Raw genomic sequence first — 15716 nt, forward strand, 5'->3', positions numbered from 1 at the left:
GCAACGCACGGACCTGGAGGAAGTTGCAGCGGAGGCAGGGGGTGGGACGTGTGCAGGGGACTGCACGGTGCGCAGCGGCTGGCGCACGCTCATGAAGTCGAGCGCGGGGCGCGGACGAAGAGCCGGCGCGCGGTGCGCAGCAGCAGGTCCTTGTAGCGAGGCTGGGAGTATCCGCGCTCCAGGGTGAGGTGCTCCCAGTTGCGCACGGACAGGAGCGTCCAGAGCAGGTCGGTGGCCTCGCGCGGTGTGTAGTCGGGGGAGAGGGTGTGGTCGGTGCGCAGGGCCTCGATGGCGGCGGCGCAGCCTTCGCGCATGTCCTCCATGCGCTTCTTCCAGGCCTCGGCGGCCTCTTCGTCGGTGTCGGCCATGGCCATCAGCGCCTTGGCCACGCCGCGAATCTCGGGGATGTAGTCGGCCCAGGCGCCGACGTATGCGTCCAGGCGCTCCGCGCCGCTCTTCGCGGTGCGGCTGGGGACCAGGCGCGTGCGCACGTCCTTGAGCTCGTCCAGGTAGAGCGTGGTGGCGATGAGCAGGGCGGCCCGGGTGCTGAAGTGCAGGTAGACGGCCTGACGGCTGACCCCGGCCTTCTTCGCGATGTCGCTCATCCGGACGGCCTGCCCCTGGCGTGTCTCCAACAGGTGCAGCGCGGCCGCGAGGATGCGGGTCCGGGTCTCCGGCGGTTCACTTGACATGATGTAAAGTCGCGAATATCTCTCGCGGAGTCAATTGACACGGTGTCAAGCGAGGGGCGGCGATGCGAAACCGGATGACGAAGGCGGTGTTGCTGGTCGTGGGCGCAATCGGGGGGGCGATTGGCGCGGCGTTGTTGTTCACGCCGCAGGCGTTCCACGGGTGGAGTGGAATCGACCATGGGGGGCAGGTGAGTCTGTTGAGCGAGGTGCGCGCGCCAGGAGGGGCATTGCTGGCGTGTGGGCTGCTCATCATGGCCGGCGGAATCTGGAGCCGGCTGACGTTCACGTCGCTGGCGGTGTCGACGACGCTGTACCTGTCTTACGGCATGTCGCGGCTGCTGAGCCTGGCCGTGGACGGCACGCCCGCGCCGGAGCTGGTCGCGGCGATGGTGGCGGAGCTGGTGATTGGCGCGCTCTGCGCGGTGCTGTGGTCGAAGAGCGCGCAGCCGCTGGGGCGCGCGGAGGCGCTCCCGGGGACTTGATGGGTGCTACGTACTTGCAGCCTTCTGCTCAAAGCCCATGACGAAACGGTTCTTCGAGCTTGCTCCCGACATGTCGCTCCCTGGGCGATGTTCTCTCGGAATCCCCACGGACATGAGTGGCCGCGAGGTCGAGGACCCCTGGCTGTTCAAGAAGGGGCGTCGCATCGAGAACCCGGGTCGATTGAGGATTCCCGTGGACGTCCCGGGCAGGGTCTTCGATTTCACCCTCGCGGGGATCTCGACACCGGTCGTCCACGTCCGAGTGGCGACGCTGCTCACGGAGCTGGCACCCGAGGACGTGCAGGTCATCCCCGTGGAGATTCCCGGGCATCCCGAGCAGTACAGCATCCTCGTGGCGACGAGGCTCATCGAATGCATCGACGACGCGGCGTCCCGAGAAGTGGAGCGGTGGACAGCCGAGGACGGACGGCCCGAGAAGGTGGGCCAGTACCGGGACGTGGACGGGCTGAGAATCGACCCGTCGAAGGTGGGTGACGCGAAGCTCTTCCGGACGGGGGGCTGGTCCGTGGCGCTCATCATCTCCGAGGACCTCAAGCTCGAACTGGAAGCGCTCGGTGTCACGGGGATGCGCTTCACCGAGGTCTGAGGTCCACCGTATGGTGGCGCATGGGAACGAAGGAACAGGACGCCCGGGAGCGCATCCTCCGGGCGACCATCATCTGCATCGAGCGCGACGGGCTGGATGCCACCGGCATCCGCGAGATTGCCCGCGAGGCGCAGGTGAACAGCGCCGCCATCAGCTACTACTTCCGCAGCAAGGAGAAGCTCATCACCCAGGCCCTGGACTCCACCCTGGACCAGGCCTTCACCCACGTCCTCCTCGACTTCGACAGGCTCCTCGACGAGGGCCTCTCCGTCCGCGAGGCCTTCGAGACCCTCCTCGAGGACGTCGTCGGCAACGTCGGCCGCTACCCCCGCATCGCCCACGCCCACCTGCACGACGCGCTCGTGCACCAACGCTACGACGGCGCCGCTGTCCAACGCCTCAACACCTTCCTCGAAGCGCTGTCCCGAAAGCTCGCCCCCGCCACACCCCACCTGAAGGAAGCGCGCCGGCGACTCGCGCTCACCCAGGTCTGGTCCTCCATCCTCCTCGTGTCCATGCTCCCCCGCGTGTTCGACCAGGTCCTCCTGCTCGACTTCCGCACCCTCGACACCCGCCGCGCCTGGGTGAAGCAATACACACGGCTGCTCTTCCCAGCCTGAGCCCCACCCCGGCGCGAAGCGTCAACTCCAGTGCAACGGCTGCTTTCCCGCCGTCTTGAACGCGTGAGACTCGAAGTCTCTGTGAGTGTTCACTCGTGGGCTGTCCAGCTCCGCGTCCCCAGAGGGGTTTCCGCAAGTCCGACAGTTCCTGAAAGTAGCGATTTTCACGCCCCGCAGATGCGGGCTCGACTGGACGCGTGCTCCCAGGGGGGAGTGTCTGTCTTTCGCGTTTCGCGGGAGGACCGCATGCGTCAATCGTCGAAGTGGGTCGCCTGTCTCGTGCTGTGTTGCAGCGCGCTGGCGTGGGCACTCCAGCCCTCACAACCGAGCCCGTTGGCGAGCCAGGCGTTCTTCAAGCCGGAGCTGTACCTGCCCGTCTCCAACGTGTCCCTGGATGAAGCCCGCTCGAAGCTGAAGGGCGCGGCGCCCGGCGCGTGGGACGACTTCTTCGCCCGCAACGGGCGCGACTTCCACGTGTACCTGGACCCGCTGACGGGCATGCCCTCCGCCATCCAGGGCGCCATCCCCCTCATCCCCGGCAAGGGCGTGGGCAACACCGTGACGCTCGGCTCGCTCCAGCAGCAGCTGGGCCGCTCCACCGGCGAGGTCGACGAGGCCGTCGTCGCCGATGCACTCTTCAAGTTCCTGAGCGACAACGAGGCCGCGCTCGGCGTGGACCTGCGCCAGCTGGGCCAGCCCCGCGTGAAGCAAGTCACCGACGTGCTGTGGCACGTGCTCATCCCGCAGGAGGTCGACGGCATCCCCGTGCGCCACGGCAAGCTCGTCGCCACGCTCAGCCACGGCAACATGGTGCTCCTGGGGACGGAGGCGTGGAGCAACGTCACCGCGGCCACGAAGCCCACGCTGAGCCCCGAGCAGGCCCTGACGCTCGGCGGTGAGCGCTTTGGCCTCCTGGAGACACCGAGCACGCTGTGGCAGGAGCCCACGTTGGAGCTCGCCCCCCTGGCGCGCGCCGACGCGGCCTTCGGCGAGGGCTACCGTCACCAGCTCGTCTGGACGTATGGCTTCCAGAACCCCGGTGAGGTGGAGCGCTGGAAGGTGACGGTGGACGCGCACTCCGGCGAGGTGCTCGCGCTCGAGGACGACAACCACTACCTGGACGCCACCATCAAGGGCGGCATCTATCCGTTGAGCAGCACCGGCATCTGCCCCGACAACACCACCTGCGGCACCATGCAGCTGGACACGCCCATGCCCTGGGCGAACACGGGCCTGGCCTCGCCCAACAACTTCACCGACGGCGCCGGCGTCTTCAACTACTCCTCCGGCAACGTCACCACCACGCTGGCCGGCCGCTACGTGCGAGTGAGCGACACGTGCGGCTCGCCCAGCACCAGCTCGGCCACCGGCAACCTCAACCTGGGCGGCGCCAACAACCAGCACGACTGCACCACGGGCGGCGGTGGCGCGGGCAACACGCCGGCCTCCCGCTCCGCCTTCTACGAGCTCAACCGCATCGCCGAGCTGGGCCGCGGCTGGCTGCCCAACAACACGTGGCTGCAGAACCAGCTCACCGCCAACGTGAACATCAACAGCACGTGCAACGCCTTCTGGAACGGCTCCACCGTCAACTTCTACCGCAGCGGCGGTGGTTGCCGGAACACGGGCGAAATCGCGGCCGTGTTCGACCACGAGTGGGGCCACGGCATGGATGACTTCGACTCCGGCGGCGCGCTGAGCAACTCCAGCGAGGCGTACGCGGACATCGCGTCCATCTACCGGTTGCAGGCCTCGTGCGTGGGCTATGGCTTCTTCGCCACGACGAACCTGGGCTGCGGCATGACGCCGGACGGCACGGGCTACAACCAGAACGAGGCGCAGGCGGGCGGGACGTGGTGCAACACCCGCTGCTCCGGCGTGCGCGACGCGGACTACCTGGCGCACGCGAACCAGACGCCGGCCACGCCGCAGAACTTCGTGTGCTCGCGCTGCTCCTCCGGCACCGGCCCCTGCGGCCGTCAGGTGCACTGCGCCGCGGCGCCCGTGCGTCAGGCCGCGTGGGACCTGGTCGCTCGTGACTTGCAGGCCGCGCCGTTCAACTACGACTCCAACACGGCGTTCATCATCGGCAACAAGGTCTTCTACCAGGGCAGCGGCAACGTGGGCTCGTGGCACGCCTGCAACTGCTCGGCGGGCACGTCCGATGGCTGCGGCGCGAGCCACGGCTACATGCAGTGGCTGGCCGCGGACGACGACAACGGCAACCTCAACGACGGCACGCCGCACATGACGGCCATCCACGCGGCGTTCAACCGCCACGGCATCGCCTGCTCCACGCCCGCGCCCGCCAACTCCGGCTGCGCCACGGGCCCGAAGACGGCGCCCACCGCCACCGCCACGCCGAGCGACGGCCAGGTGGCGCTCGGCTGGAACAGCGTGCCCGGCGCCAGCGAGTACTGGGTGATGAAGACGGAGGGCTACGCGGGCTGTGACTTCGGCAAGGTGCGCGTCGCCACCGTCACCGGCACCACGTACACGGATGGTGAGGTCGCCAATGGCCGGCAGTACTGCTACTCCGTCGTGCCGGCCAGCTCCAGCGCCTGCTACGGCCCCGCCGCCGCGTGCACCTGCGCGACGGCCGGCGGTCCGTGCACGCCCCCGGGTGTCGCCACCCTCTCCACCCCGGCGGATGGGGCGGCCAATGTGGCGCTGTCGCCCGTGCTCGACTGGGCGGACGTGGCGGGCGCGACGTCGTACGAGGTGCAGGTGGCCACCGACGCGGCCTTCGGCACCGTGGTGCGCTCGGCGACGGCGCTCTCCAACAGCACCTGGAGCGTGACGCCCGCGCTGACGGCCAATACGCAGTACTTCTGGCGCGTGCGAGCGGTGAGCGGCTGCGGCGCCGGCAACTACAGCGCGGCCTTCCGCTTCACCACCGCGGACACCACCTGTCAGCCCGCGGCGGCCCCGGTGCTCGCCACGCCGTCCAATGGCGCGACGGGCGTCGCGCTGTCCCCCGTGCTCGACTGGGGGGATGTGACGGGCGCGACGTCGTACGAGGTGCAGGTGGCCACCGACGCGGGCTTCTCCAGCGTGGTCCGCTCGGCCTCGACGCTCCCCACCAGCACCTGGAGCGTGACGTCCGCGCTGACGGCGGGCACGCAGTATTTCTGGCGGGCGCGCGCGGTGGATGCGTGCGGCGCCGGCAACTACAGCGCGGGCTTCAGCTTCACCACCCAGACGGGCGGAGGCGGCACGTGCACCACGCCGCCCGTGGCCACGTATGACGCCACGCTCGGCACGCCCGTCTGCGGCAACGGCTGCGGTTGCGACACCGGCACGCTGGTCAACAGCCGTGGCAGCCAGTTCCTGGCGGCGGAGCCGAACGAGCCCAACACGCTGGATGGCTGCCCGGATGGTCCGTTCGGCTTCTACCACCTGGACGAGAGCATCGACCGTGTCGTGCTGCGCAGCGTGGACGGCGGGCCGATTACCCCGGGCAAGCAGGTCAAGGTGGACGTGACGGTGTGGTGCTACGACGCCACGGACAAGCTCAACCTCTACTACGCCCCCGTGTCCGGCTTCCCGCTCTGGTCCACGCTCGTCACCGGCCTGCAGTGCACGGGCAGCGGGGCGAAGACCTTCAGCCACACCTTCACCGCGGGCAGCAGCGTGGGTCAGCACGTCCTGAGGGCCCAGTTCGTGGAAGCGTCCAGCCCGCAGCTGAGCTGCACCTTCGGCTTCTACGATGACAACGACGACGTCGTGTTCGGAGTCTCCGCCGCCGTCGCGTCCAGCCCCACCCGGCCCCAGGCCGTGCAGGGCCGCGCGAAGGTGACTCGCTGAGCTTGCTCCGGCGCCGCCAGCCCGCTCGTGTCAGGGGCTGGCGGTGCGCCAGGCGCGCCTCTTGGTGGAGTATCGCGAGACTCAGTCCACGCGGCGGCCGGTGAAGCTCACCACGTAGTTGCACGTGGGCGTGTCGAAGTTGGCATCCATGAGCTGGGTCCTGAGGTCGATGAATCCCTCGACGCGGTCTGCCTCGAGCGAATCGCTTTCGATGACGAAGCGCTGCACCACCGTCCCACTGCCGGTGTCGTCCTCGATGAAGGTCTCGAGGCCCACGAACTGGAACGGGCCTCGTTCGACCGAGGTTCCGTTGACGATGAAGGGCGTCTCATCCAGGGGGACCTTGTGGAGCTGGGTCCGGAAGTAGCCAGGGACCTCGATGCGCGTGTCGCCATGCTCTCCCGCGGTGATGGTCCATCGCTGCTTCGTAGAGACCTCCCAGGCAGCCGAGAAGCCCTTCCGGCCGTTGTCGCAGACGTAGGGCACGGCGCTCAGCTCGGCCTCGTTCAGCTCGATGTCGTAAACGCTCTTCTCGAAGCCGCACCCCGTCGACAGCATCACCACGGTGCCGATGGCTCCCAATCTCGCGAACGTCGCCTTCCGCATCCGATGCCTCCTCCGTTGGGGCCGTGAATCACCACCGCGTGCCCTGATGCAATGAGACCTCCTCCGAGGAGACAGGTTCAAGGAGGTGTCTGGATGCCACTCATCCGGCAACCATCTGCCTCCCACGGGGCGTCTCGCGTCTTCAGCACGCTCCGTGCGGCGCTGGGGCGACGGTGAAGTCGAAGCCCTCGGTGGGAAGGGTGTCCGGGAGCCGTTCCACCGGATGGAATCGCAGCCGGGCGCACGCACTGAGCCTCGTGTCAGTGAGGCACGGGCAGGGCTTCATGCTCCCGACACAACAACTGGCTGTCCTCGCGAGACAGCGGCTCGCGCGTCAGTCCGCAGCGGAAGCGCCCCGAGCCTTCGCGCTGGAAGTGCTTGCAGGTGGCGCAGGCGCCGAAGCTGCGCTGGGCGTTCGCCGCCTGCAGCGCGCTCAAGAGTCCGGTGAGCGCCTCCTCGAGTCCCTCGCCATCGCCGGGCAGCCGCGCCAGGGCCCGTTTGAAGAGCTCCGGTGGCAGGGCCGCCCTCAGCACGGCGCGGCCCTCGTCCGTCAGCAGCAGGTGGACGACGCGCCGGTCCTCCGTGTCCGCCTCCTTTCGGAGCAGCCCCTTCTCCTCCAGCAGCAGCAGCGTCTGGGACACGGTGCCCTTGGTGAGCCCCAGGTACTCCGTCAGCGCCGCGGGGGTGTTGCTGTAGCGATTGCACGCCTGCAGGTAGCGCAGCGCCTGCAGGTGCACCGGCTGCAACCCATGGGGCAGCCCCGCCGCCCGCTCCTCCGTTCGGAGCAGGTTCCCGAGTCGCTCGAGCAGCGCGTAGAGGCGGTCGCCGGCCATGGGTCAAAAGGTATCGTGTCGATACTGAGTTGACAAGCGAAGGGGACGGGCGCATTTAGTGTCGAGTCGATACCAATCGACCCGCTGAACCACCCGCAGTCCCTGGGAGCACCCCATGACGACGCCCCTGATTGCCCCTGTTGGCCCCTCGAACACGCCCGCGGCCTCCGAGCCCACGCTCGCCGCCCTGAAGACGAAGTTCGGGGGTGTGCCGAAGATGTTCTCCACCTTTGCGCACTCGCCCGCGGCGCTGGAGGCCGTGGCGGGCTACTTCAACGCCATGGGCGGCGCGAAGCTGTCCGCGCGCACGCAGGAGGCCATCGCCATCGCGGTGGCGGAGCTGAACCGCTGCACCTACTGCCTCTCCGCGCACACGGCGCTGGCGAAGGGGCAGGGGGTGAAGGCGGATGAGCTCACGGGGTTCCGCTCGGGGCGCTCGGCGGACCCGCGCGAGCAGGCCATCCTGGACCTGGCCGTGGCCATCGCCCGGACGCGGGCGGCGGACGTGGGCCCGCAGCTGGCGCAGGCGCGCAAGGTGGGGCTGAGCGACGCGGAGCTGGTGGAGGTGGTGGCCGCCGTCGCGCAGAACGTGCTCACCAACTACCTCAACGTCGTGGCGGGCACCGAGGTGGACTTCCCTCGCGTCGCTTGAGTCCTCGCGGAGGTCCGTGGCGTGTTCGCACCGTGTGAGGCCGAGCGGGAGGTCCCCGCCCGGCCCCGCGCGATAGTCGTCATCGCGCGTGCGGCGGCGCCGCGCACGGTGGACGTCGGCCCTCGGGATACCCATCCACGAGGTCATCGCACTCGCAGCCGCGACGGCCGTCCGGGCCCAGGCTCCACACCTCCACGGCGTCTGCCTCGACCGAGTAGCCATAGGGCCGCTCCCAGGGGTCGAGCGGCACGGCCCCGATGATGAGCCCGCTCGTCACCAGGGCCTGGAGTCCTTCTTCTCGCGTCGGGTATCGCCCTGTCTTCATCCGGTAGCCGACCAGCATGCGCCGGAGGTTCTTCAGGTCGTACTGGGCCCGGTCCAGCTGCGCCGCCTTGTAATTGGGGAGGATGACCGCGAACACATTGAAGCCACAGCAGGACAGCAGGCTGAGCGCCACCACCCAGGGCCACACCTTTCGTGGGCGCGGGCGGGAGTCCGGGAGGGGCGGTGGGGCGTCGGTGTCATTCATGGGCGCGGTGGCATTTCAAACCCCATGCCCGCATGGCCTCCTCGTGCGCCAAGGTCTGCTCCTGACTCCAGGCGCGTCATCCCGTCAGGGTGGTGCCCCGGGAGCGCGCCGTATTGGCAGGCAGGTGCTCGCCGATGGAGGCACCACGCGGCCCCGAGTCCCTCGCGGCGTCTGTGATTGGGTGAGACGGCCCGGAGCATTCTCCTCCGGGCCGCCCGTTGCCGCGAGGAGGACTACGGGCTCAAGGAGATGCTCCCCGCCCAGGAGCCGTAGGAGGACGAGGTGACGCCGTAGCGGCTGGTGCTCGTGTAGCTGCTCTGGCCCGGCTGGATGGTGACCGTGACATCTCCACCGGAGGCGGGAATCGCGCCCGCGTGTACGGCGGCCGCGCAGACATCCGAGTCATCGGTGTACAGGTCCGTGCCCCAGATCGACGCGCCCAGGCTCACCGTCGGGCAGCCGCAGCGGATGGCCCTCCCGGTCTGCCCGCGATAGGACGTCAAGTTGTAGGTCGAGCAGAGCGGCGTCGTCTGGGGCTGTGGAATCTGCGCCCCGATGAAGCGGTAGCTCCCGCCCCAGTAGCCGTAGGAGGACGAGGTGACGCCGTTGCGGGTGGTTCCGATGAACGTGCTCTGGGCCGGCTGCACCTCGACGGTCACCTTCCCCCCGCTGGGGGGCATCACCCCCGCGTGCACCGCGGCGCGACAGATGTCCGAGTCATCGGTGTAGTTGTTCGTCCCCCAGACCGAGCCCGAGCCCCCCGAGGAGCAGGCGCAGCGAAGCTGCTTCCCCGTCTGTCCGCGATACTCCGCGACGTTGACGCTCCCGCAGGGCTTTCCATAGAGCGCGAACAGCGCGTCGGCGTCCGAGCTGGTGAACTCGCCGCTGCTGTTGACGTGAGGGCAGGTGTTCATGACGGAGCCGTCCCACGTGGCGGCCTCGGGCGTCCCCGAGATGGGGATGGCGCCCACGCCCATGTCGCCCTCGTTGTGGCCGTAGTACTGCAGGCAGCTGATGTAGATGTTGTAGTAGTCCGAGTGGCGCAGGCCGAGCGCGTGGCCAATCTCGTGGGTGATGGTGTGCTCGGTGACGTCGAGGGAGAACTCGCCCAGCTGGGTCGTCATCGTGATGTTCGCGTAGGGCAGCCCGAGATCAGGGAAGCCCGCCCTGCTCACGTTCTCGGAGGTGGGCGCGATGGTGATGTTCGCGGTGCAGCCGTCGGTCGGACCGCGCGCGAGGGTGAAGCGCAGCCCCAGCGCGTTGTAGTTCTCGATGGCCAGGTCGAGCCCCTGGCGCAGGAAGATGTAGTCGTCGTACCCAGGCGCGGGGTTGATGCAGATCTTCGTCACGTGGGCGCCGACGAGGTTGGTCGTGCGGAACTGCTCCTGGCTCCCCTCGGTCGCCTGAAGCATCTCGCGGGACGCCTGGAGCGTCACGTGCGCGTCGCCGCCCACGAACACCGCCTCGTCGATGACCTGGATGTCCCGGGCCGGGTAGCCCGCCTCGATGAGGTTGGCGATGATCTCCTCCTGCTCCATCTGAGGCTCGACACCGCCACAACCGGCCAGCCATGCGACACCGGTCGCGGCGAGGACTGCTGCCTGCTTGAACATGGATGCTCGTCTATCTGACAACGGGGAATGCGCCGCCCGGCGTGGGCTTCGCGCCAGGTCTCATAGCGTGCCCCCACCCCAAGTCCTCAGTGACATGTCTGGATGATAAATCCCTCTCGAACCCCGAGATTCGAGACAGCTGAGCGCTGTCAGAGCTTGCTGCTGAAATGGTCTCGCACGCTGGCGAAGACCTGGTCCGCGCGCGGCGCCGGTGGCGCTGGCCGCATGGGACGTCAGGACGACCTTCCCACAGGCCGCGAGGGTGGGAGGGACGTCCGGCGCGTGCTCGAAGACACCCTGGCTGGCGTCGGCGATGCGCCCTCCTGGAGCGCGCGGATGAGCGCCGCCTCGTCGACGATGGACCCTCGCGCGATGTGGCTCAAGAACCCCCGGGGTCCCCATGCGTCCAGCGCCTGTGCTGCCATCAGGCCGCGGGTGCCCGCGCCCTCCTGGCAATACCAGCGCCGTCCCGCGCGGGGCGCTCCGGGAGCCACCTTGGCGAAGGGGCCGGCGGGACGCATGAAAGGGCGCCCCGGGCCGGGCACCTCGGCGCCCCCGGTGTTGGAATGGCCCCTCCCCGCGGGGCTGGCGACAACCCCTTAGTCAACGCTCCGTGACGGAGTGCGCCATGTCAGTCATTGTCATGGGATACAGCATCTGTGTTCATTTGAAGGCAGGGCGGTATGCGGGAGTGTCTGGGTCGTTCCCGGGTCCAGGTAGAATTTCAGCTTGCAGGCAATTGAAGGCCTGCCGACCAGGAGCGCACATGCAACGACTTCCCGCCCCAGCGTTCATCTTCAACCTCACCACGTCGTATCTGGCCCCGCGGTGTCTGTATGCGGTTGCACAGCTCGGCGTGGCGGACGTGCTGGGGACGACGCCGATGAGCACGGAGGAGCTGGCGAAGGCGACGGGGGCGCACGCGGACTCGCTGCACCGGATGCTGCGCCTGCTGTCGGCGCAGGGGGTGTTCGAGCGGCGCGCGCAGGGCTGGGCGCACACGGACTACTCCGAGCACCTCAAGGCCAACCACCCGCACTCGCTCAAGGCGCTGGTCATGATGTTCAACGACGACATCAACTGGCGCAGCGCCCAGGCGCTGACGGTGTCCGCGCGCACGGGGCAGACGGCGTGCGACACGGTGACGCCCGGCGGCCTGTGGCCGTATCTCCAGTCCCACCCGGAGGACGCGCGCATCTTCGACGCGGCGATGACGGGCAAGTCGCACATGGCCATCGCGGCCATGCTCCAGGCGATGGAGTTCCACCGCTACGAGCACATCGCGGACATCGCGGGTGGCCGCGGCCACGTGCTGTCGGCGGTGCTCGACGCGACGCCCCGCTCGCGCGGCACGCTGTTCGACCTGCCCCACGTCGTGGAGCACGCGCAGGCGCATGCCCGCATGCAGAAGCAGGGCGGTGACTTCTTCGTCGGGCCGCTGCCGCGCGCGGACGCGTACATCGTCAGCAACATCCTCCACGACTGGGCGGACCCGCAGGCCATCTCCATCCTGCGCAACATCCGCCAGGCGGCGCCGGCCCACGCGGAGCTGCTCGTGCTGGAGATGATGCTGCCGGAGGGGCCGGAGCTGCACCCCGCGCTGGTGATGGACATCGTCATGCTGTCGCTGGCGGGCGGACGCGAGCGCACCCAGGTCCAGTACGACGTGCTCTTCGCCGAGGGCGGCTTCAAGCTGGACCGCGTCGTCCCCACCCAGGGCCCGTACTCCATCATCGTGGGCAAGGTGGCGTGAGCCGTCCTCCCGACGCGGGAGGAGGTAAACCCTCCATTTCGTTGAAGATGTCACTGTGTGACAAGAACTGACCCGCGGGTCCGCGTGCAGGTCGCGCGGACTCCGCGTGGAGTCGGGCTAGGCTGGTGGCCTCCTTTCCCCTCAGGAGCCACCTCATGATTCGGAGTCTCTGGGCGCTGTGTCTCGTCGTCTGCCTCACGTCGGCCTGCTCCTCGGAGGACCCGCCCGATGAGGGCCCCGACTCGCTGGGGGACGCGGGGACGGCGGATGGTGGGCTGACGCCGGACGGTGGCAACCCTCCCGCGGACGGCGGTGCGGGCAACCCGGATGGTGGCGGCGTCACCGAGGCCGCGTGCGAGCCGTTCGGCCGCTTCGGCCCGCCGGGCAACACCCTCACGCTGCCGGGGCCCAACGCCACCAACGGGGAGATGTACATCCCCAACGTGCAGACGCGTTACCCCGACGTGGACTGGAGCACGCTGGACCGGCTCTACATCCCCGCGGGCAACTACACGCTCATCAACCTGGGCAACCTGCCGCAGCGCCCGGCGAGCCGGCCGCTGGTCATCACCAACAAGGGCGGCCAGGTGGTCATCCGTCCCAAGGCGGGCAGCACGCAGGGCTACATCTGGTCCATGGGCGGCGGCTCGAACTGGGTGCTCACCGGCCGGTATGACCCGGACTCGGGCACCGGCCACGCGGACTTCCCGGGCCACCGCTGCGGCCAGTACGCCACGTCGCGCAACCGCTACGGCATCCTGAGCGATGGCATCTTCCTGAGTGAAGGCCACATGGGCGTGGGCATCGGGGACGCGCACAGCTTCGAGCTGGAGTACCTGGAAATCACCCGCTCGGGCTTCGCCGGCGTGCGCATCAACCGCGCGGCGAGCGGGGGCGTGGCGCCGCCGCTCAACGACATCAAGCTGCACGACCTCTACATCCACGACACCGCGAGCGAGGCCATCTACTTCGGCTCCACGCAGGGCGCGCCCACGCCGCTCGCCACGAACCTCAAGGTCTACAACAACCGGCTGGTGCGCACCGGCAGCGAGGCGCTCCAGGTCCAGAGCCTGGGCGACGGGGCGGAGGTGCACCACAACGTCTTCGCCTTCGGGGCCATCGACTGGCGCGCCGTCTTCCAGCAGTACCAGGACAACAACTCCCAGGCCACGGTGCGCTCGGGCCGCATCCGCTTCCACCACAACGTCTTCGTGGGAGGCGCGGGCGCGCTGCTCAACTTCTTCGCCCAGCCCGAGTCGGGCGACGGGCCGCTCGACGTGGACTTCACCGACAACTACTTCGCGGACACGCTGTCTTTGGGCATCTGGTTCGGTGGCACCGTGGGGACGGGCTCGAGGTTCCTCTGGGAGCGCAACGCCTTCCGCGGGCTGGAGTTCGGCTACCAGAGCGTCTATCCGACCTCCTCGGACCCGGGCGTGGTGCTCAGCAAGGCGAACACCGTCACCTCGCCCATCACCTTCAAGGACAACCGCTGGGAGGGCGGTCGCCGGCTCATCGCGGGGCTCACGGGCGGCACCGGCACCGTGGGCACCGTGACGGCCACCGGCAACGTGAACGGCGCCGTCCCCGCGCTCACCTTCGTGAACACCGGCCTGCCGGCGGGGACCGCGACGCGCGCGCTGGAGATGTGGACGGACCGCGCCATCCGTGCCCCCAACTCACCGGAGGTGACGTACGCCGCGGGCGCGCTGGTGATGCACGACGGCCAGCTCTACCGGGCGCGCGCGCAGAACACCAACAAGGTGCCGCCCCAGAACGCCGCCCTCTGGGAGCTGCTGCCGCCCCCCGCCGATGACCTGCGCACCGCCCCCGGCACCGAGTGGCACACGAAGGGCGTGGGGCTCCTCGACGTCGCGCCGTGAGCAGGCCGTGAGCCTTCCAGACGGTGTCTCCGGGCGCGGCCTTCGAGACGGCCTTCGCGGCCACCCCGTTGCCCTCACGGACACGGTGGAGGGTCAGGGCGAGGCCCTCGAGTACGCGCCGAACGGCTCGGGCTGCTTCACCATGAGCGAGTCGGGGACGCCGTTCCGGCTCGAGCGCGTCGCCCGTCAGTCGCGGGAGGGGTGCTCCCGGGCGCCGCCACGGGCTCCCGGGAGCACTCCGGTGGGTCAGGTGCTGGAGCCGTCACAGCCCCAGGCGGCGCCGTCGCAGCGAATCCAGTTGCTCCCGTAGTCGCACTCCCAGGTGCCGTTGCACCGGAGCACCGAGCCGTTCTCGCAGATGAGCTCCAGGAAGCACGGGCCGGGATAGGCCGAGGGGTCCTTCTGCTCGTGCTCCTGCTCCGAGGCGCCCGCGACGGCCGCCGGAGGAACCACCGCCGCCGCGAGTCCGACCACTGCGCCCAACGTCACCGCGAGCCACGTCTTCATGGGGACCGCCTTTTCGTGAAGGGAAGCCCAAAGACTAACATCATCCGGTGACATGGGTTTCAGGGTGGCGGCTGTTCCAGCCTTGTCGACAGGCGATGGCTGGGGACACGGATGTTTTCATTCGGGTAAGAATCATGGGGTCCCCGGGACTCCCTCCCTGGACACTTCGAGGACGACGTCATGGACCAGCTCACCGCGATGCGGGTGTTCGCCCGGGTGGTCGAGGCCGGCACCTTCACCCGGGCCGCGGACACCTTGAAGATGCCCAAGCCCTCCGTGACGAAGCTGGTGCAGGGGTTGGAGGCGCACCTTCAAGTGAAGCTGCTCCAGCGCACCACGCGGCGGGTGACGGTGACGCCGGAGGGCGCGGCCTACTACGCGCGGACGTCCCGGCTGCTGGCGGACCTGGAGGACATCGAGGCGGACGTGTCGAGCGCGCGGACCCGGCCCCGGGGACGTCTGCGGGTGGATGCGGGCTCGTCGGTGTCCAACTTCCTGCTCATCCCCGCGCTGCCGTCGTTCCGGGAGAAGTTCCCGGACATCCAGCTGGAGCTGGGGGTGGGGGACCGCTCGGTGGACCTGGTGGGGGATGGCGTGGACTGCGTGATTCGCGGCGGCGTGTTGCCGGACCCGGCCCTGGTCGGTCGGCGCATCGGTGAGCTGGAGTTCGTGTCCTGCGCCACGCCGGGCTACCTGAAGCGAAGGGGCACTCCGGCGCAGCCCACCGACTTGCAGGATGGCCACGACATCGTGAGCTACTTCTCCACGCGGACGGGGCGGGTGATTCCGTTGTCGTTCCTCCAGGGCGAGGAGCGGCTGGAGGTGCTGGGGCGCGCCAGCGTGGCGGTGAACGAGAGCACGGCGCATCTGACGGCGGTGCTTGCGGGGCTGGGCGTGACGCAGCTGCCGGAGTTCGTCGTGCGCCCGCATCTGGCGAGCGGCGCGCTGGTGCGGCTGTTGCCCGAGTGGCGATGCGAGCCGTTCCCGGTCTTCATCGTGTATCCGCAGAACCGGCACATGAACGCCAAGCTGCGCGCCTTCGTGGACTGGGCGGTGGAGCTGTTCGCGCCGTTCCGCGCGCGCGGTGAGGTCCGTCAGGCGGCCTCGGGACGGTGAGCGGGTGGCGTGAGGC

General features: G+C 69.1%; 15 protein-coding genes. 8 read left to right on the plus strand and 7 right to left on the minus strand.

What is annotated here, in order from left to right; genetic code table 11:
* Positions 1–89 precede the first annotated feature (89 nt).
* A complete protein-coding gene (locus K8625_RS00430) occupies positions 90–692 on the minus strand; it encodes a TetR/AcrR family transcriptional regulator (RefSeq protein WP_223781529.1) in 603 nt (200 codons plus the stop codon).
* Positions 693–754: 62 nt separating this feature from the next.
* On the opposite strand from K8625_RS00430, the gene K8625_RS00435 reads away from it, so the two are divergent.
* The 4 genes from K8625_RS00435 to K8625_RS00450 all read left to right on the plus strand — a co-directional run bounded on the left by K8625_RS00435 (position 755) and on the right by K8625_RS00450 (position 6208).
* On the plus strand, positions 755–1174 hold the full coding sequence (locus K8625_RS00435) for a DUF4345 domain-containing protein (RefSeq protein WP_223781530.1): 420 nt from the start codon (positions 755–757) through the stop codon (positions 1172–1174).
* Positions 1175–1211: 37 nt separating this feature from the next.
* Positions 1212–1781, plus strand: coding sequence for an imm11 family protein (locus K8625_RS00440; RefSeq protein ID WP_223781531.1), 570 nt, complete (start codon positions 1212–1214; stop codon positions 1779–1781).
* A 20-nt stretch (positions 1782–1801) separates the two neighbouring features.
* Positions 1802–2401: a TetR/AcrR family transcriptional regulator gene (locus K8625_RS00445; protein WP_223781532.1), complete on the plus strand. Its 600-nt coding sequence runs from the start codon at positions 1802–1804 to the stop codon at positions 2399–2401.
* A gap of 246 nt (positions 2402–2647) precedes the next feature.
* A complete protein-coding gene (locus tag K8625_RS00450) occupies positions 2648–6208 on the plus strand; it encodes an endopeptidase (protein ID WP_223781533.1) in 3561 nt (1186 codons plus the stop codon).
* An 81-nt stretch (positions 6209–6289) separates the two neighbouring features.
* Here K8625_RS00450 and K8625_RS00455 read toward each other — a convergent pair whose 3' ends face one another.
* Positions 6290–6814, minus strand: coding sequence for a hypothetical protein (locus K8625_RS00455; protein ID WP_223751378.1), 525 nt, complete (start codon positions 6812–6814; stop codon positions 6290–6292).
* Positions 6815–7074: 260 nt separating this feature from the next.
* On the minus strand, positions 7075–7647 hold the full coding sequence (locus K8625_RS00460) for a MarR family winged helix-turn-helix transcriptional regulator (protein WP_223751379.1): 573 nt from the start codon (positions 7645–7647) through the stop codon (positions 7075–7077).
* Positions 7648–7762: 115 nt separating this feature from the next.
* Here K8625_RS00460 and K8625_RS00465 point away from each other — a divergent pair, with 115 nt between their 5' ends.
* Complete coding sequence (locus tag K8625_RS00465; protein ID WP_223751380.1) at positions 7763–8299, plus strand: carboxymuconolactone decarboxylase family protein; 537 nt, start codon at positions 7763–7765, stop codon at positions 8297–8299.
* A gap of 79 nt (positions 8300–8378) precedes the next feature.
* Here K8625_RS00465 and K8625_RS00470 read toward each other — a convergent pair whose 3' ends face one another.
* The 3 genes from K8625_RS00470 to K8625_RS44360 form a co-directional block, all read right to left on the minus strand.
* A complete protein-coding gene (locus K8625_RS00470; protein ID WP_223751381.1) occupies positions 8379–8759 on the minus strand; it encodes a type II secretion system protein GspG in 381 nt (126 codons plus the stop codon).
* A gap of 302 nt (positions 8760–9061) precedes the next feature.
* A complete protein-coding gene (locus K8625_RS44065; RefSeq protein WP_305070844.1) occupies positions 9062–10441 on the minus strand; it encodes a M57 family metalloprotease in 1380 nt (459 codons plus the stop codon).
* A 233-nt stretch (positions 10442–10674) separates the two neighbouring features.
* Complete coding sequence (locus K8625_RS44360) at positions 10675–10962, minus strand: NAD(P)-dependent oxidoreductase (RefSeq protein WP_223751382.1); 288 nt, start codon at positions 10960–10962, stop codon at positions 10675–10677.
* Between the two features lie 245 nt (positions 10963–11207).
* Here K8625_RS44360 and K8625_RS00490 point away from each other — a divergent pair, with 245 nt between their 5' ends.
* Together K8625_RS00490 and K8625_RS00495 are read left to right on the plus strand one after the other, a co-directional pair.
* On the plus strand, positions 11208–12194 hold the full coding sequence (locus tag K8625_RS00490) for an acetylserotonin O-methyltransferase (protein ID WP_223751383.1): 987 nt from the start codon (positions 11208–11210) through the stop codon (positions 12192–12194).
* 155 nt (positions 12195–12349) lie between these two features.
* On the plus strand, positions 12350–14077 hold the full coding sequence (locus tag K8625_RS00495) for a right-handed parallel beta-helix repeat-containing protein (RefSeq protein WP_223751384.1): 1728 nt from the start codon (positions 12350–12352) through the stop codon (positions 14075–14077).
* A 246-nt stretch (positions 14078–14323) separates the two neighbouring features.
* On the opposite strand, the gene K8625_RS00500 is transcribed toward K8625_RS00495, so the two are convergent.
* On the minus strand, positions 14324–14584 hold the full coding sequence (locus K8625_RS00500) for a hypothetical protein (RefSeq protein ID WP_223751385.1): 261 nt from the start codon (positions 14582–14584) through the stop codon (positions 14324–14326).
* Between the two features lie 180 nt (positions 14585–14764).
* Here K8625_RS00500 and K8625_RS00505 point away from each other — a divergent pair, with 180 nt between their 5' ends.
* Complete coding sequence (locus tag K8625_RS00505; protein ID WP_223751386.1) at positions 14765–15700, plus strand: LysR family transcriptional regulator; 936 nt, start codon at positions 14765–14767, stop codon at positions 15698–15700.
* Positions 15701–15716: the final 16 nt, after the last annotated feature.

The sequence above is a fragment of the Myxococcus sp. AS-1-15 genome (assembly GCF_020037055.1).
Lineage (GTDB): Bacteria > Myxococcota > Myxococcia > Myxococcales > Myxococcaceae > Myxococcus > Myxococcus fulvus.

Excerpts from the sequence above, each read along its gene's own strand:
- K8625_RS00430 (WP_223781529.1), bottom strand. The coding sequence starts at position 692 with ATGTCAAGTGAACCGCCGGAGACCCGGACCCGCATCCTCGCGGCCGCG.
- K8625_RS00435 (WP_223781530.1), top strand. The coding sequence starts at position 755 with ATGCGAAACCGGATGACGAAGGCGGTGTTGCTGGTCGTGGGCGCAATC.
- K8625_RS00440 (WP_223781531.1), top strand. The coding sequence starts at position 1,212 with ATGACGAAACGGTTCTTCGAGCTTGCTCCCGACATGTCGCTCCCTGGG.
- K8625_RS00445 (WP_223781532.1), top strand. The coding sequence starts at position 1,802 with ATGGGAACGAAGGAACAGGACGCCCGGGAGCGCATCCTCCGGGCGACC.
- K8625_RS00450 (WP_223781533.1), top strand. The coding sequence starts at position 2,648 with ATGCGTCAATCGTCGAAGTGGGTCGCCTGTCTCGTGCTGTGTTGCAGC.
- K8625_RS00455 (WP_223751378.1), bottom strand. The coding sequence starts at position 6,814 with ATGCGGAAGGCGACGTTCGCGAGATTGGGAGCCATCGGCACCGTGGTG.
- K8625_RS00460 (WP_223751379.1), bottom strand. The coding sequence starts at position 7,647 with ATGGCCGGCGACCGCCTCTACGCGCTGCTCGAGCGACTCGGGAACCTG.
- K8625_RS00465 (WP_223751380.1), top strand. The coding sequence starts at position 7,763 with ATGACGACGCCCCTGATTGCCCCTGTTGGCCCCTCGAACACGCCCGCG.
- K8625_RS44065 (WP_305070844.1), bottom strand. The coding sequence starts at position 10,441 with ATGTTCAAGCAGGCAGCAGTCCTCGCCGCGACCGGTGTCGCATGGCTG.
- K8625_RS44360 (WP_223751382.1), bottom strand. The coding sequence starts at position 10,962 with ATGCGTCCCGCCGGCCCCTTCGCCAAGGTGGCTCCCGGAGCGCCCCGC.
- K8625_RS00490 (WP_223751383.1), top strand. The coding sequence starts at position 11,208 with ATGCAACGACTTCCCGCCCCAGCGTTCATCTTCAACCTCACCACGTCG.
- K8625_RS00495 (WP_223751384.1), top strand. The coding sequence starts at position 12,350 with ATGATTCGGAGTCTCTGGGCGCTGTGTCTCGTCGTCTGCCTCACGTCG.
- K8625_RS00500 (WP_223751385.1), bottom strand. The coding sequence starts at position 14,584 with ATGAAGACGTGGCTCGCGGTGACGTTGGGCGCAGTGGTCGGACTCGCG.
- K8625_RS00505 (WP_223751386.1), top strand. The coding sequence starts at position 14,765 with ATGGACCAGCTCACCGCGATGCGGGTGTTCGCCCGGGTGGTCGAGGCC.